Here is a 12,824-nt window from a genome sequence, read left to right on the forward strand (position 1 = left end):
GTGTCTACCCACTGATCCTGGAGCCGGCGTCGAAACCCCACAGCGCCAGCGTCATGAGCAGGTTCACCGTGATCATCACGGTGATGCTCGCGCGCATCGCGCGCCCGGCCGCGATGCCGACGCCCTGGGGCCCGCCGCGCGCGTAGTAGCCGTAGTAGCACTGGATGGTGGTCGTGACGATGACGAAGACGATGGCCTTGAGCAGCGAGTAGACGATGTCGGTTCCGCTCAGCACCAGGTCGAAGTAGTGGTCGTAGGTGCCGAAGGACTGGCCGCCCGCGATCCCGACGAAGAGCTTCACCGCCAGGTAGTCGGCGGCGAGCGCGGCCAGGAAGAGGGGGATCATCGCCACCACGGCGGCGACCAGCCTGGTGGTGACGAGGAAGGGCACCGGGCGGATCGCGATCGAGTCGAGCGCGTCGATCTCCTCGGCGATCCGCATGGCGCCGAGCTGCGCGGTGAACCGGCAGCCCGCCTGCGCGGCGAAGGCGATCGAGGCCATGATCGGGGCCAGCTCGCGGGTGGCGGCGGTGGCCGCGATCATGCCGGTGGCGGGCTGCATGCCGAGCAGTTTCAGCGCGTTGAACCCCTCGATGCCGACGATGCCACCCGCCGCCGCGCCCAGGATGATCATGATCCCCGCGGTGCCGCCGCCGACGATGAGCGAGCCGTTGCCCCAGGTGACGTCGGAGATGATGCGCAGCGTCTCGCGCCGGTAGTGCCGCAGCGTCAGCGGGATCGCCAGCACCGCGCGGGTGAAGAAGGTGACCATGTGCCCGAGCCGGATGATCCCCTGCGACGGCGGCCCGGCCACCGCGACCACCGTGCGCACGCCCGGCGGGCGGTAGACGCTGGCCATTACAGCGTCGTCCTCGGGAAGAGCATGGTGTAGAGCTGGGTGAAGCCCAGGTTCACCACCATGAGCACGACGATCGAGGCGACAACGGCCGCGTTCACCGAGTTCGCCACCCCGCCAGGCCCGCCCTTCGTGTTCAGCCCCTTCTCGCAGGCGACCACCACCACGATCACCCCGAACACGGCGCCCTTCACCATCGCCAGGTACAGGTCGCCCGAGGTCGCGAAGGAGGAGAAGGTGGCCAGGTAGCTGCCGGGCGTCCCGTCCTGGACGTAGACGTTGAACAGGTAGCCGGCCAGGAACCCGACGAAGCAGCTCACCCCCGTCAGCGCCATGGCGACGATGACGCCCGCCGCCAGCCGCGGCACCACGAGCCTGCGCAGCACCGAGATGCCCATGACCTCCAGCGCGTCGATCTCGTCCCGGATCTTGCGCGAGCCGAGATCGGCGCAGAGCGCGGAGCCCACCGCCGCCGCGAGCAGGATCGCGGTGACCAGCGGCGCGGACTGCCGGATCACGGCGAGCCCGCTCGCCGCCCCGGCCAGCGCGGTCGCGCCGACCTGGCCGGCGAGCAGCCCGAACTGGATCGACAGCGTCGCGCTGATCGGCAGCGCGACCGCCACCGTCGGCAGCAGCGAGGTCTTGACCATGAAGGCCGCCTGCGCGATGAACTCGGCGAACGGGAACCGCCGGGTGGCGATATCGGTGACGAGGTGCCGGACGGCGCGCTGCCCGAGCGTGACCTGCCTGCCGACGGTCTGCAGCGCGGCGACGGGGTGCCTGCGGGCGTACCCGCGGGCCCAGTCGGTGATCTCGGTGGCGGGGGAAATCGGGACCGGATCGGTGGTCATTCCGGGCCTCCCTTGTCGTTGGTCGGTCAGCGGGAGACGGCGAGTTCGCGGAGCGCGGAGAGGAACAGTTCGTCCATGCGCGGGCTGAGCTCGCCCAGGGTGGTGGCACTGGCGTGCCCGGCCGAGCCGAAGACCCGCGCGAGGGCGTCGTCGGTGGTCGTCGCGCCGATGGTCAGGCAGAGGCAGGCGACGCCGTCGGCGCGCAGCTCCTCCAGCGCCTTGTGCGCGTCGGCCTCGGCGTAGCGGCCCTCGTACCCCTCGTCGTAGGGGTGCCCGTCGGAGAGCACCACCAGCAGCCGGTTCTGCGTTCCGGCCTGGTTCTTCAGGATGTCGCCCGCACCGCGGATGCCCGCCCCCAGCCGGGTGTAGCTGGCGGGCTGGAGCTGGTTGAGCCTGGCCCGCCCGGCCGCGCCGAAGCGCTGGTCGAAGGTCTTGATCGCGGGCAGGTGCACGGCGTGGCGGCCCTGGGAGCGGAAGGCGTAGACGGCGACCCGGTCGCCGAGCTCCTCCAGCGTGTGCGCCATGGTGGCGGCCGCGCGGCGCTGGTGGTCGTGCACCGCGAGGCCGTCGGTGTCGGTGTCGGTGGCCGAGCCGGAGGCGTCGAGCAGGATCAGCACCCCGAGGTTGCGCTCCAGTTTGCGGCGTTCGAGGTAGATGTTCTCCGCGGGGGAGTGGCCGGAGCGCAGGTCGATGACGAGGTCGATCAGCGCCTCGAGGTCGAGCTCGTCGCCCTCGGGGCGGCTGCGCAGCACCTTGGGGCCGAGCCCGATCCGGGAGAGGCGGCGGCGCAGGACGTCGTCGTCGGCGACGCCGGAGGCGGCGATGTCGGCGTCGATCGTCAGCGGGAAGTCGAGCACCCGGCACCAGTCCGGCTTGTACCGCTGGCCGTGCACGTCCCACTCCGGGTGCAGCGCGCCGCCGATCCCGAGCGCCGCGCCCGGCTTCCCGTCGTCGGTGAACTGGATCCTGGTCGGCAGCGGCTGCGCGTTGGCGCCCACCCGCTGCACCTTGCGCACCGCGCGCACCTGCATCTCCGCCCCCGCGGGGCCGTCGCCTGCCGAGCGCGAGTTGCCGAAGAGCTTGCGCAGCTGGTCGGAGAGGGCGCGGGAGTTGAAGAGCGGGTTCTCGAACAGCTTCAGGATCTTGCTGCCGCCGACCTGGTCGCCGCCGTCGTCGTCGTCCTCCTCGCCCTCTGGCATGTCGATCGGGTCGAATTCGAGCCGCAGCTCCTTGGCGGTCGCCTTCCCGCCCGCCCCCGGCTGCCGGGTCAGCAGCTTGGACGGTTTGATCGCGCCGAACCACTCCGGCGGGTCGGGCACCGGCTCCCGGCCGGTGGCGAGCGCGAGCGACGCCGCGGTGCTGGCGGTGCTCGCCCCGGTGGCCAGCCCGGCGGCGAGCGGCAGCGACTCGCCGAGCGCGGCGAGCACCCGGCGCCCCTCCAGCGCCAGGTAGCGCCGCGCCACCGCGGGCCGGGCCCGGAGCGGGCGCACGGCATCGGGGTCGAGGCTGCCCGCGCCGAGCAGCGCGGCCTGCACCAGCACCTCCCTGCGCTGCTCGGCCGCGGTCCGGCCGGCCGAGACGAAGATCGCGCGGCCGTCGGTGAACGCCGCCTCGCCCGCCGGGGCCGAAGCGACCTCGACGCTCCGGCCCGCGACGAACGACGCCAGCAGCCGGAAGCGGTCGGTGCCGGTCATGACCGGGGCAGCACGGCGTCGACGAGTTCGCCGAGCGCCCGCACGACGTCCGCGTCGTCGGAGAGCGTCCGCACCACGGCCGACTGCACGGCGGCGCGCAGCGGCAGCCCCTCGGCGACCAGCCCACCGGCCAGGATCAGCAGCCGGGTGGAGGCCGCCTCGCGCAGCGGCGACCCCTCGATGCGGCGGATGGCCTGGCCGAGCCGCACCAGCGTGGCCGCCGTCTCGGCGTCGATCCCCGCCTCGTAGGCGACCACGTCGGTCTCGATCTCGGCAGGCGGGAAGTCCAGCTCGATGGCGACGAAGCGCTGCCTGGTCGACTCCTTGAGGCTCTTCAGGACGCTCTGGTAGCCGGGGTTGTAGGAGATCACCAGCTGGAAGCCGGGGGCGGCGGGGACGCTGGTGCCGAGCCGATCGATCGGGAGTTCGCGCCGGTGGTCGGCGAGCGGATGGATCACCACCGTGGTGTCCTGCCTGGCCTCCACCACCTCGTCCAGGTAGAAGATCGCGCCCGAGCGCACCGCGCGGGTCAGCGGGCCGTCGACCCAGACCGTCTCCCCGCCCTGCAGCAGGAACCGGCCGACCAGGTCGGCCGCGGTCATGTCCTCGTGCCCGGCGGCGGTGATCAGCTCGCGGCCCAGCTCGTGCGCCATGGCCTCCACGAAGCGGGTCTTGCCGCAGCCGGTCGGGCCCTTGAGCAGGACCGGGGAGCCGCGGCGCGCGGCGGCGCGGAAGACCTCGGTCTCGTCGCCGACCGAGCGGTAGAACGGGGTGCGGGTGATACGCGGTTCGGTGGTCAGGGTCATCTCAGTTACCTCGCTCGTGGGGGACGATCTTCGGCAGCTCGACGCCGTCGGGGAGGACGAGCTTGCCGTCGGGGTCGATGTAGGCGGTGTCCCGGCCGGGGATGGGCAGCGCCGGGTCGGGGCAGAGCCTGCCGGTGCCGTCGCCGCAGACGCCCATGTCGAAGTAGGAGCGCTTCTGGATGTCCTCCGGCCACGGGTCGGCGTTCATCGCGAACCACTGCGCGGGCAGGTTGTAGCAGACGAAGAAGAAGATGCTGCACGCGGCGAAGATGGCGAGGAACCTGGTGCCCTGCTGCCGGACGAAGCCGCCGCCGGTGCGCTCCAGCCCGCGCTCGACGAAGGTGCGGCCGCGGTCGTCGGTGAAGTAGCGCAGCGCGCAGAGCCCCGCCTGCACCCCGCCCCACATGAGCCCCTCGTAGATCGGCCACTGGTAGTAGGTGCCCGCGTTGATCGAGAGCGACTGGATGGCGCCGGGGTAGGTGAAGAGCCCCATCGGCATCAGGAACAGCCCCTCGATGACCAGGTCGAAGAAGAACGTCCAGGCGATCAGGATGCCGATCAGCCCGTAGTTGTTGATGCTCGGCCACTTCTTCTTCGCCTGCCGCATGATGAAGCAGCCGAGGATGGTGCAGAGCAGCACGCCGTAGGAGTAGCCCGCCGCGTTCATCAGCAGCGGCTCGGCCATCATGGCGCCCGGCTCGGCGTAGGAGCGCCAGCCCGGGATCTCCGCGACCCAGGAGCCGCGGTTGAACATCCAGGTGTTGTAGGTGCTCCACGTATTGAAGTAGTTGAGCAGCGGATCCTGGAAGAACAGCAGCCCGCAGGCGACCAGGAGCATGCCGTCCAGGGTGATCCGGCGCTCGCGGCGCCACGGCCGGACGATGAACCACCAGACGCCGACCGGCCAGCCGGCCAGGATGACGGTGGTCCAGGTGCCCAGGATGATCTTCATCCAGGTGGGCGGGTCGCTGGGCCCGGTCGGTACCCGCTCGAAGTGCGGCCCGATGGCCCAGCTGGCCCAGATGTAGATCTGGAAGGCGAGGATCAGCCCGCCGATGATCGCCCAGATCACCACCGGTCTGGACGCGGATGGTGCTTTCGATCCCAGATCCGCTGTCGCGCCGACTGATTCGGTGACAGTGGTGGGTTTCTTGTTCTCTGCTGGTGCGCTCATCGCAGGACCCCTAAGTTGGTGACTCAGCAGTTCTCAAGATACCAATGAGTATCTGGATAGGGGAAGAGTTTCTGAGATCCGATGGCATACTCGCTGCTATGGCGGAACGATGGACCAGGGAGCGGCGGCTCGAGCACACGCGCGGTCTGCTGCTGGAGGCCGCCCAGGAGGTCTTCGCCGAGAAAGGCTTCACCGCCGCGACCCTCGACGACATCGCCTATGCCGCCGGATACACGAAAGGCGCCATCTACAAGCACTTCTCGACCAAGGAGGAGCTCTTCCTCGCGGTCAACGAGTGGTACTGGCAGCGCTACTTCGACACCTTCACCGAGGTGGTGTCGGCGGCTCAGGTCGGCGCGCACGAGCTGGACCGGATCGCGGAGCTCTGGCAGCGGCTCAGCGACGACCGGGGCGCCGAGCACGCCGCGCTCGGCATGGAGTTCACGCTGTACCTGCTGCGGAATCCGGAGGCGAGGGAGCGGGTGGCGGCCAGGCGGGAGCAAGTGGTCGAGGCGCTGGCCCGCTTCATCACCGAAGGCATGGCGCAGGTCGGCGCGACCCTGACCATCCCGCCGCTGACCTTCGCGCGAATCCTGGTGCACACCACCGACTCGGTGGTGCTCGGCACCAAGCTCGATGACGTCGACCTTCATCGGCCGGTGCTGGAGATGTACATGTCGGTGATCAAGCTGCCCTGAGCGTCATCGCCGGGGCAGCCCGAGCACGCGCTGGGCGATGATGGTGCGCTGGATCTCCGAGGTGCCGCCGGCGATGGTGTGCGCGAAGGTCCTGGTGTAGCGCTCGAACCAGCCGCTGGCGAAGTGGCCGATGGTGTGCGCGCCCGGGGGTGCGCTGAGCGCGGGGTGGATCAGGCCGTCGGCGCCCATGCTGGACAGGGCCTGCTCGGTGCCCGCCTGCACCGCCTCGGAGCCCATCACCTTGAGCACGGAGAGCGCGGCGACGTCCGGTTCGCCGCGCGCGGCGCGGGCAAGGGCGGCGGAGCCGAGGAGTTTCAGGGCGTGCAGGTCCATGACGCTGGTGGCGTAGGCGTCGCGGTCGTGCTCGGTCTGCGGGGTGAAGTCGCGGACGAGGTCGGCCAGGCGGTCGGCGTGGCTGAGCCACAGCAGGTTCCGCTCGTGGCCGAGGGAGCCGTTGGCGACCGTCCAGCCACCGTTCTCCGGCCCGATCCGGTTCGCGGCGGGGACGCGGACACCCTCGAAGTAGACCTCGTTGAAGTCCAGGTCGTCCGGGGCGCAGATCGAGGGGAAGGGGCGGCGGGTGACGCCGGGGCTGTCGGTCGGAATCAGCAGGACGCTGATGCCCTTGTGCTTCGGGGCGGCGGGGTCGGTGCGGACGAAGGTGAGCAGGACGTCGGCGTCGTGCGCGCCTGAGGTCCAGACCTTCTGGCCGTCCACCACGTACTCGTCGCCCTCGCGGACCGCCCTCGTGCGCAGTCCGGCCAGGTCCGAGCCCGCGCCCGGTTCGCTCATGCCGAGCGACGCGGTGATCTCGGCCCGCAGGATCGGCACCGCCCACCGGTGCTTCTGCTCCTCGGTGCCGAAGGAGAGCAGCGAGGCGGCGATGATGCCGACGCCCTGCGGGTTGAAGGAGTGGTAGATCCGCCGCTTGGACAGCTCTTCCAGGTGCACATATTGCTGGAGCACCGAGGCGTTGCGGCCGCCGAACTCCGGCGGGTTGGCAGGTAGCAGCCAGCCGTTGTCGAAGAGCAGCCGCTGCCAGCGCCGGGCCCACTCGGGGACGTCCGCACTGGACTTCGAGCGCTCCTCCGGCGCCTCGGGCAGGTTCGCGTCCAGGAAGGCCGCGAACTCGGCGCGGAAGGCCTCCACCTCGGGGCCGAACGACAACTGCACAGTGTCTCCTCTAGATTCCGGACACGGATTTGGTGGTGAGGTAGCCGGCCAGCCCCTCGCGGCCGAACTCGCGGCCGATCCCGCTGGCCTTGACGCCGCCGAAGGGGGCGACCGGATCCATGCTGTAGGCGGCGTTGATCCCGACGGTGCCGCTGCGGATCCGGCGTGCCACCGCCAGCGCCCGCTGCGGGTCGGCCGACCAGACCGAGCCGGAGAGGCCGTACTCGGTGGCATCGGCCAGTGCGACGGCGTCGTCGTCGCCGTCGTGCGCGAGCACGGTGATCACCGGGCCGAAGATCTCCTCGGTCGCGATCCGCATCCCGGGCTCGACCTCGGTGAAGAGCGTCGGCCGGACGTACCAGCCGCGCTCGCAGCCGGGCGGCGCGCCGGTTCCGCCGACCACGGCCTTGGCGCCCTCGCGGAGCCCGGCCTCGAGGTAGCCGTGCACGCGGTCGCGCTGCCTGGCCGAGACCAGCGGGCCGATGTCGGTGGCCTCGTCGGCCGGGTCGCCGACGCGCAGCTTCCAGACCATCTCGCTCAGCGCCTCGACGTGTTCGCGGTAGCGGTGGCGCGGCACCAGGATCCGGGTCTGCGCGACGCAGGCCTGGCCGCCGTTCATCAGCGCGGCCACCTGGGCGCCGGTGGCGACCTGCTCGGGGTCGGCGTCGTCGAGCACCACCGCGGCGGATTTGCCGCCCAGCTCCAGGCTCACCTTGCGCAGTGCGGGGGCGCAGGCCGCGGCCACCCTTCGGCCCGCCGCGGTGGAGCCGGTGAACGACACCTTGTCCACGCCGGGGTGCGCCACCAGGTGGGCGCCGAGTTCGCCGTCGCCGGGCAGGATGGAGACGACGCCGGGCGGAATCCGGCTGTCCGACAGCAGCTCCGCCATGAGGTAGGCGTCGAGCGGGGTCTCCGGTGACGGCTTGAGGACGACGCTGCACCCCGCGAGCAGCGCCGGGATCAGCTTGGCGACGGTGAGGAAGACCGGCATGTTCCACGGGACGACGGCGGCGACCACCCCGACCGGCTCGTGCGTGACCAGCACGTCGGCGCCGAGGTAGCCGGGGCGGGTCTCCTCCCACGGGAAGGTCGCCGCCACGTCGGCCAGCGCGCGCATCATGAACCCGGGCAGTTTGGCGTGCGCGGAGCGGGCGAAGCGGGTGGGCGCGCCCATCTCCGCGGTGACCACGCCGGCGATCTCCGCTTCGCGGGCCGTGTAGCGGTCGGCCAGATCACGGATTGCCGCGACCCGCTCGGCGACCGGGGTGTGCCGCCACGGGCCGTGGTCGAAGGACTCGCGGGCGGCGAGCACGGCGGCGTCGACATCGTCGAACCCGGGCGCGGCGAGCCGGGCGATCACCGCCTCGGTGTGCGGCGAGACGACCTCGATGACGCCGTCGCCGGTGGGCGGCCGCCACCGCCCGCCGATGTACAGCCGGTCGTGGAAGGTCCCGGTATCCTGCTGACCGGAGTGCCGGGAGTACCCCGGCCGCTCAGGGTGCTCCGCGTGCGCGGGTTGCCCGGGGGTCGGCGATTGCACGGCCACCTCAGGGCCGGAAGGAGGCGATGTCGCGGAGCAGCCGGACGGTCGGCGGCGGGTCGGTGCGCAGCCCCACCGGCGGCGACATCTGCCCGGAGCGCGACGCGGCGCCGAGCCCGGCGCGCACGGCGTCCAGGTCGTCGGCCTCGATCTCGTAGAGCGCCACGAAGCTGTCCTCGCCGACCACGGCGAGCCTGCGCGCGGCGACCACGCCGTCCAGCTTGCACATCTCGGCCAGGTGCGTGTTCTCGTACCAGTCGTGGTAGGCGGCGGCCTCGTCCGCGGACTTGGGGCTGGACTCGACGAAGAGGATTCCGGTCGGCATGGTGACTCCTGTCAGGCGGTGGTGTTCTTGTGCACCACGCCGCCCTTCATGACGAAGGCGACGTGCTGGGTGCGGGTGATGTCGGTGGTGGGGTCGCCGGGCACGGCGATGATGTCGGCGAGCAGCCCGGGCTCGAGCTTCCCGCGGTCGGTGACGCCGAGCAGCTCGGCGCTCACCACGGTGGCCGCGCGCAGCGCCTGCGCGGGGGTCATCCCGCGGTCGACCAGCGCCCACAGCTCCTTGGCGTTGTCGCCGTGCGGGACGGCGGGCGCGTCGGTGCCGCAGGCGATCTTCACCCCGGCCGCGATCGCCTTCCCGAGCATCCGCCTGGCCTGCGGGAAGACCACGGCGGCCTTCTCCTGCAGGGCCGGTGGCGCCTTCGACACGTCGAGCCCCTCGGAGAGGTAGCTGGTCGGCACCAGGTAGGTGCCGTGCTCGACCATCATGGCGATGGTGTCGTCGCTGGCCAGTGAGCCGTGCTCGATGCAGTCGACCCCGGCGCGGATGCAGGCGCGGATCCCGGCGTCGCCGTGCGCGTGCGCGGCCACGTGCAGCCCGGCCCGGTGCGCCTCGTCCACGATGGCGGCCAGCTCCTCGTCCGAGTACTGCTGGATGCCGGGCGCGGTGCTGTGCGACATCACCCCGCCCGAGGCGGAGACCTTGATCAGCTGCGCGCCGTACTTGATCTGGTAGCGCACCGCGTGCCGCACCTGGTCGACGCCGTTGGCGATCCCCTCCTCCACCGCCAGCGGCATGATGTGCGGGGCGAGGCGCTGGAACATGGTGGGGTCCAGGTGCCCGCCGGTGGGGGTGATGGCGTGGCCGGCGGAGTGGATGCGCGGGCCGGGGAACCAGCCCTGCTCGATGGCGCGGTGCAGGTCGACATCGAGCAGGTAGCCGCCGGTCTTCACCATCAGCCCGAGGTTGCGGACCGTGGTGAAACCGGCCTCCAGCGTGATCCGCGCGTTCACGGTGGCGCGCAGCGTGCGGTAGACCGGGTCGTCCTGCACGCCGTGCATGGGCAGCGGCAGCCCGGTCGGGGTCTCCGGGCCGCCGATGAGCAGGTTGATCTCCATGTCCATCAACCCGGGCAGCAGCGTGACGTCACCGAGGTCGTGCACCACCGCGCCGTCCGGGACGACGTCGGGGTCCACCGCCGCGATGTGCTCGCCGCGCACCACGAGCACGGCGGGCGAGTGCAGCTCCCCGGTCTCCACGTCCAGCCACCGGGCGGCGCGCAGAACGACCGTCACGAGCGCGGCTCCAGCACGCAGTGCAGCGCGGCCGCACCGGAATCCGGCACCCGCGGCTGGCTCCACACCTCGACCGGGAAGGAGACCATGATCATCGAGTGCAGCAGCCACATCAGCCTGCGGGCATCGTCGGGCAGGTCGTCGAGGGTGTACCGGTCCAGGTAGGTCAGGGCGGCCTCGGAGCGCGGGGTGATCGCGTCGTAGAAGCCCTGCATCTCCGGCATCGAACTGGCCATCCGGCGGTCGTAGCGCTCGGGTTCGGTCGCCAGGGACCAGGTCTCGGCCCACGGCTCCAGGTCGGCGAACTCGGCGGGCAGCAGCGCGCTCATCGGACCGCCTCGCTCCGGTACTCGCCGACCCACTCGCCGGCGACCTTGTGCAGGTGCCGCAGCAGGATCTCCTGGTCGTTGAGCGGGAAGCGCCGCACCGCACGGGATTCCAGCGAGATCTGGGTGGCCTCCAGGGTGTTGGAGTCCTGCAGCGCGTACTCCTTGAAGGTCACCGCCGCCATCTCCAGCGCCACCCGCTCGCGCGGGGTCTTGGCCGGGACGAAGTACAGGTTGCCCTCGAAGATGTGCCGGTTGTAGGCGGTCGGCCAGTAGTGGTAGGTCAGGTACCAGCCCGCGGACCAGATCAGGATGGTGAAGTTCGGGAAGAGCTGGAACGAATCCAGCCCCCACGGGTCGCACTTCGCCGGGTTCAGCCCGCTCGGCATCTCGCCGAGCTCCGGCTGCTGCCACGGGCCGAAGAGCCCGCTGCGGGTGATGTCCTCCATCGGCTTGCGCATGCTGGGGTCGAGCTCCCAGGTCACCACGCCCGAGGTGCTGACCAGCCGGTGCGGCCCCTCCAGCTGGTAGTGCGGCGCCTCGAAACCGGCCGTCTGGGCGGCGGTGGCGTAGTTGTCCGGCGACTGGCTCGCGTGCAGTACCGGCGCGTGGTAGAACTCCTGGAACGCGTCCATGTAGAGCTTCCAGTTCGCGCCGACCTCGGCCCGGTAGGTGAAGCGGTCGGTCATCCGGTCGAAGGGGTAGCCCTCCAGATCGGTGACCATCGGGCCGAGGAATTCGCGCAGCGTCTGCGCCGGTTCGGCGGCGAGATTGATGAAGATGAACCCGGACCAGACCTCGCAGTGCACCGGCGCCAGCCCGTAGGCGCTCTTGTCCAGGTCGAAGAACTCGCCCTCCTGCTGGACGAAGTTCAGCCCGCCGTCCAGGCCGTAGCGCCAGCCGTGGTACTTGCAGGTGAACTGGCGGCAGGTGCCGGAGGTCTCTTCGCGCGGGAACTCGTTCCACACCAGCTTGTTGCCGCGGTGGCGGCAGACATTGTGGAAGGCGCGGACCTGCTTCTCCCGGTCCCGCACGATGATCACCGAGCTGCGCGCGGCGTCGATCTCCTTGGTGTAGTAGCTGCCCACCTTCGGCAGCTGCTCCACCCGGCCGACATTGAGCCAGGCCCGCTCGAAGATGGCCTTGCGCTCCAGCTCGTAGAACTCGGGGGAGATGGAGTCCTCGTAGGACATGGGGTCGGTACCGAGGTCCGAGTAGTGCTCGGTCCAGCTGCCCTCGGGGGGCTTGGGCCAACGCGGCATGGTCGTACTCCTTACTGAATCGGTTCGTCGCCGAGCACGGTGGTGCGCAACATCTCGCGCGGCGACCCGGCGTCGTAGGGGGCTGCCCGGTGGATGACGCCGCGGTTGTCCCAGATCACGGTGTCGCCGACGGTCCACTCGTGCCGGTACACCCGCTCCGGCGTGGTGCTGCGCTCCAGCAGCCCGTCGAGCAGGGCCCGGCTCTGCTCGGCATCCAGCCCGACCACCTCGCCCGCCGAGGCGCCGAGCACCAGCGAGCGCCGCCCGGAGCGGTGCGTCCAGACGATCGGGTGCTCGCGCACCGGCCGCCGCCGCCAGGCCGCGAGCTGCTCCGGGGTCGGGTCGGGGGTGAGCCGGCGCTGCGAGGCCTCCAGCGAGTGCACCACCCGCAGCCCGGCCAGGTGCCGCTGCTCGGCGGGGTCGAGATCGTCGTAGGCCGAATACGTGCTGGCGAATTCGGTCTCGCCGCCGGACTCGGCCACCGCCTTGGCGGAGAGCATGGTCGCCATCTGCGGGTAGGCGTCGTCCTCGGGCGTGCAGCCGTCGATATGCCAGTCGAAGGTCGCCCGCAGGTAGCTCGCCGAGGAGTTCTTGGCGGTGTCCAGGCTGACCCGGTAGATGCCATCGACCGGGTGGTGGCCGGGGGAGGTGTCGATCGGGCCCAGGGTGCGGCAGAACTCCACCTGGGTCTCCGGGTCCAGGTGCAGGCCGCGGAAGACCAGTACCCCGTTGTCCTCCAGCGCCTGCCGGATCGCCGCGGGTACGCCGGGGTCACCGAGCAGCCGCTCCGGGGTGAGCCCGATGATCTCGGCGCCGACCTCGCGGCCCAGCTTCTCGACGGTGAGTGTCGTCATGGTCGTCTCCGT

At 71.1% G+C, this 12,824-nt stretch carries 13 protein-coding genes; 1 reads left to right on the forward strand and 12 read right to left on the reverse strand.

Translation table 11 applies throughout. The features are described 5' to 3' along the window. Window positions 1–4: 4 nt before the first annotated feature. From LTT61_RS31770 to LTT61_RS31790, 5 genes are read right to left on the reverse strand one after another with little or no spacing between them, the layout of a single operon-like run. Window positions 5–859, reverse strand: coding sequence for an ABC transporter permease (locus LTT61_RS31770; RefSeq protein WP_233017688.1), 855 nt, complete (start codon window positions 857–859; stop codon window positions 5–7). Further along, window positions 859–1,707: an MlaE family ABC transporter permease gene (locus LTT61_RS31775; protein ID WP_233017689.1), complete on the reverse strand. Its 849-nt coding sequence runs from the start codon at window positions 1,705–1,707 to the stop codon at window positions 859–861. Before LTT61_RS31775 ends, LTT61_RS31770 begins: the two co-directional genes overlap by 1 nt. A 26-nt stretch (window positions 1,708–1,733) precedes the next feature. Continuing rightward, complete coding sequence (locus LTT61_RS31780; protein ID WP_233017690.1) at window positions 1,734–3,401, reverse strand: nitric oxide reductase activation protein NorD; 1,668 nt, start codon at window positions 3,399–3,401, stop codon at window positions 1,734–1,736. After that, a complete protein-coding gene (locus tag LTT61_RS31785; protein ID WP_233017691.1) occupies window positions 3,398–4,207 on the reverse strand; it encodes a CbbQ/NirQ/NorQ/GpvN family protein in 810 nt (269 codons plus the stop codon). The genes LTT61_RS31780 and LTT61_RS31785 overlap by 4 nt, the downstream gene beginning before the upstream one ends. 1 nt (window position 4,208) lies before the next feature. Next, the gene (locus LTT61_RS31790; protein WP_233017692.1) at window positions 4,209–5,381 is read right to left on the reverse strand and encodes a spirocyclase AveC family protein; all 1,173 of its coding nucleotides are present in this window, start codon (window positions 5,379–5,381) and stop codon (window positions 4,209–4,211) included. Window positions 5,382–5,479: 98 nt separating this feature from the next. Between LTT61_RS31790 and LTT61_RS31795 the strand changes: the two genes are divergently transcribed. Then, a complete protein-coding gene (locus LTT61_RS31795; protein WP_233017693.1) occupies window positions 5,480–6,079 on the forward strand; it encodes a TetR/AcrR family transcriptional regulator in 600 nt (199 codons plus the stop codon). 3 nt (window positions 6,080–6,082) lie between these two features. On the opposite strand, the gene LTT61_RS31800 is transcribed toward LTT61_RS31795, so the two are convergent. The 7 genes from LTT61_RS31800 to LTT61_RS31830 all read right to left on the reverse strand — a co-directional run bounded on the left by LTT61_RS31800 (window position 6,083) and on the right by LTT61_RS31830 (window position 12,812). After that, window positions 6,083–7,252 carry an acyl-CoA dehydrogenase family protein gene (locus tag LTT61_RS31800; protein WP_233017694.1) on the reverse strand — a complete coding sequence of 390 codons (1,170 nt, stop codon included), beginning with the start codon at window positions 7,250–7,252 and terminating at the stop codon, window positions 6,083–6,085. A gap of 10 nt (window positions 7,253–7,262) precedes the next feature. After that, window positions 7,263–8,687, reverse strand: a complete 1,425-nt coding sequence (locus tag LTT61_RS31805) for an aldehyde dehydrogenase (RefSeq protein ID WP_233021274.1) — start codon at window positions 8,685–8,687, stop codon at window positions 7,263–7,265. Window positions 8,688–8,799: 112 nt separating this feature from the next. Next, on the reverse strand, window positions 8,800–9,117 hold the full coding sequence (locus tag LTT61_RS31810; RefSeq protein ID WP_233017695.1) for a hypothetical protein: 318 nt from the start codon (window positions 9,115–9,117) through the stop codon (window positions 8,800–8,802). An 11-nt stretch (window positions 9,118–9,128) separates the two neighbouring features. Continuing rightward, window positions 9,129–10,370 carry a metal-dependent hydrolase family protein gene (locus LTT61_RS31815; RefSeq protein ID WP_233017696.1) on the reverse strand — a complete coding sequence of 414 codons (1,242 nt, stop codon included), beginning with the start codon at window positions 10,368–10,370 and terminating at the stop codon, window positions 9,129–9,131. Next, window positions 10,367–10,699: a hypothetical protein gene (locus tag LTT61_RS31820; RefSeq protein ID WP_233017697.1), complete on the reverse strand. Its 333-nt coding sequence runs from the start codon at window positions 10,697–10,699 to the stop codon at window positions 10,367–10,369. The genes LTT61_RS31815 and LTT61_RS31820 overlap by 4 nt, the downstream gene beginning before the upstream one ends. After that, the gene (locus LTT61_RS31825) at window positions 10,696–11,958 is read right to left on the reverse strand and encodes an aromatic ring-hydroxylating oxygenase subunit alpha (protein ID WP_233017698.1); all 1,263 of its coding nucleotides are present in this window, start codon (window positions 11,956–11,958) and stop codon (window positions 10,696–10,698) included. The genes LTT61_RS31820 and LTT61_RS31825 overlap by 4 nt, the downstream gene beginning before the upstream one ends. An 11-nt stretch (window positions 11,959–11,969) precedes the next feature. Further along, window positions 11,970–12,812 carry a TauD/TfdA dioxygenase family protein gene (locus LTT61_RS31830; RefSeq protein ID WP_233017699.1) on the reverse strand — a complete coding sequence of 281 codons (843 nt, stop codon included), beginning with the start codon at window positions 12,810–12,812 and terminating at the stop codon, window positions 11,970–11,972. Window positions 12,813–12,824: the final 12 nt, after the last annotated feature.

The sequence above is a fragment of the Nocardia asteroides genome (assembly GCF_021183625.1).
GTDB classification, from domain to species: Bacteria; Actinomycetota; Actinomycetes; order Mycobacteriales; family Mycobacteriaceae; genus Nocardia; species Nocardia asteroides_A.

Excerpts from the sequence above, each read along its gene's own strand:
- LTT61_RS31795 (WP_233017693.1), top strand. The coding sequence starts at position 5,480 with ATGGCGGAACGATGGACCAGGGAGCGGCGGCTCGAGCACACGCGCGGT.
- LTT61_RS31810 (WP_233017695.1), bottom strand. The coding sequence starts at position 9,117 with ATGCCGACCGGAATCCTCTTCGTCGAGTCCAGCCCCAAGTCCGCGGAC.
- LTT61_RS31830 (WP_233017699.1), bottom strand. The coding sequence starts at position 12,812 with ATGACGACACTCACCGTCGAGAAGCTGGGCCGCGAGGTCGGCGCCGAG.
- LTT61_RS31770 (WP_233017688.1), bottom strand. The coding sequence starts at position 859 with ATGGCCAGCGTCTACCGCCCGCCGGGCGTGCGCACGGTGGTCGCGGTG.
- LTT61_RS31825 (WP_233017698.1), bottom strand. The coding sequence starts at position 11,958 with ATGCCGCGTTGGCCCAAGCCCCCCGAGGGCAGCTGGACCGAGCACTAC.
- LTT61_RS31775 (WP_233017689.1), bottom strand. The coding sequence starts at position 1,707 with ATGACCACCGATCCGGTCCCGATTTCCCCCGCCACCGAGATCACCGAC.
- LTT61_RS31790 (WP_233017692.1), bottom strand. The coding sequence starts at position 5,381 with ATGAGCGCACCAGCAGAGAACAAGAAACCCACCACTGTCACCGAATCA.
- LTT61_RS31820 (WP_233017697.1), bottom strand. The coding sequence starts at position 10,699 with ATGAGCGCGCTGCTGCCCGCCGAGTTCGCCGACCTGGAGCCGTGGGCC.
- LTT61_RS31780 (WP_233017690.1), bottom strand. The coding sequence starts at position 3,401 with ATGACCGGCACCGACCGCTTCCGGCTGCTGGCGTCGTTCGTCGCGGGC.
- LTT61_RS31785 (WP_233017691.1), bottom strand. The coding sequence starts at position 4,207 with ATGACCCTGACCACCGAACCGCGTATCACCCGCACCCCGTTCTACCGC.